Here is a 1,818-nt window from a genome sequence, read left to right as displayed (position 1 = left end):
GTGCCGCTACCGGGCCGCCGCGGCGGCCTTGCTGCTGGGCGACCGGGGGCGTTCGATCGACGCCTTGTCGTTGCTGGCGGCGGCGTCCAGCCCGTGGCAGCAGCGTGCATTGCGCTGGGTGCTGAAGGTGCTGGACGGAGCCGACGCACGCGCGCTGCTGGCGCTGCTGGCGGCTCAGCCCGAAGCAATGCATGCGCTCATCGCGGGCGTCGGGCACACGGGCGACGTGCGCTATGCCGAGTGGCTGATCGAGCGCATGGGCGATCCCGCCACCGCGCGGCCGGCCGGCGAGGCCTTCAGCTTCATCACCGGCGCCGACCTGGCGGCTCTCGGGCTGGACCGTCCGGCACCGGACGACATCGATGCCGGACCTGGCGACGACCCTGCCGATGACCGCGTGGCGATGGACATGGACGAAGACCTGCCGTGGCCGCAGCAGGCGGCGGTGGCGGCCTGGTGGCGCAGCCAGGCGGGCCGCTTCAGGTCCGGGGTGCGCCATTTCCTCGGGCAGGTCATGAGCCCGCCGCATTGCGTCGAGGTGCTGAGGCGCGGCTACCAGCGGCAGCGCATCGCGGCCGCGCAGCACCTGTGCCTGGCGGCACCCGGCGCGGTGGCGTTTCCGGTGGATGCGCCGGCGTGGCGGCAACTGCAGCTGCTGACGCCGGCCGGGTCGACGTGAAGGGTCAACGCGAAGATGCCTTCCTCGGGGCCGCTGCGCGACGCTTCGCCACCGGCCGCAGCCCCCGCAGCTGCGCATCGATCACCCCTTGTCCCTCGTCCGCCAGGAACTGCTTGAACGCCGACGTCACCTGCGGCAGGCGGCGTGACGCCAGGTGCATCGCGTACCAATCCCGCTGCAGCGGGTTGCCGGCCATCGGCAGCACCGCCAGCAGCCCCGCCTCGAGTTCCAGCGCGCAGGTGTGCAGCGACAGGAAGGCCACGCCGAAGCCGGCGGCGCACATGTGCTTGATGGCCTCGTTGCTCGACATCTCCGAGCCGATGCGCAGCGGCACGCCGGCCTCCTTGTAGAGCCGCTCCAGCGTCGTGCGGGTGCCCGAGCCGCGCTCGCGCGCCAGCAGGTTCGCCTCCACCAGGTCGGCCAGTGCCGGCCGGCGCTGCTTCATCAGCGGATGCTCCGGCGACGCGAGGAACGCCATCGGGTGCTTCGCGAACGCCACCGCCGTCGTCTTCAGCTCGGCCGGTGGCCGGCCCATGATCGCGATGTCGACCTCCTGCGTCGCCAGCATGCGCACGATCTCGTCGCGGTTGCCCACCTGCAGCTTCACCTTCACCTCCGGGTGCTGGCCGGCAAAGGCCACCAGCAGCGGCGGCAGCAGGTACTCCGCCGTCGTCACCGCACCCACCCGCAGCGTGCCCGAGAACAGCCCGCGCTGCGCCGCCATCTCGTCGCCCGCCTCTCGCCACAGCTCGAGGATGCGCGCCGCATAGCCGGCCATCAGCTCGCCCGCGGCCGTCAGGCGCACGCCGCGCCCGCTCTTCTCCAGCAGCGGCGCCCCCGCGCTCTCCTCCAGCAGCTTCAGCTGGATCGACACCGCCGGCTGTGTCAGGTGCAGCTCGCTCGCGGCACGCGACACGCTGCCCAGCCGCGACACCGCATGGAAGGCCGCGAGCTGGCGGAAGGTGGCGTTCTTGAGCATCAGTCGAAGCTTATGGGTTGACGAAAAGAATCAATTATTCCGAATGCATCGCGATCCCTACATTCGACTCAACCGAGCAAGGAGAGTGTCCATGGGCCACATGAAAGACGCAACGCAGATCACCGATGCCAGGAAACGCTATTCGGCCGGCGTACTGAAG

General features: G+C 70.6%; 1 protein-coding gene and 1 pseudogene. One reads left to right on the top strand and one right to left on the bottom strand.

The genetic code is table 11. The features are described 5' to 3' along the window. Positions 1-679, top strand: a pseudogene (locus AC1D15_RS30010) (TIGR02270 family protein); the annotation flags it as partial. Between the two features lie 4 nt (positions 680-683). Here the strand turns inward: AC1D15_RS30010 and AC1D15_RS30005 are convergent. Further along, positions 684-1,658, bottom strand: a complete 975-nt coding sequence (locus AC1D15_RS30005) for a LysR family transcriptional regulator (protein ID WP_477828893.1) — start codon at positions 1,656-1,658, stop codon at positions 684-686. Between the last annotated feature and the right edge of the window lie 160 nt (positions 1,659-1,818).

Source organism: Rhizobacter sp. P2_H2 (genome assembly GCF_056403375.1).
This window is presented reverse-complemented; position numbering and strand designations above follow the sequence as displayed.

Coding starts and splice junctions, on each gene's coding strand:
- AC1D15_RS30005 (WP_477828893.1), bottom strand. CDS start 1,658: ATGCTCAAGAACGCCACCTTCCGCCAGCTCGCGGCCTTCCATGCGGTG.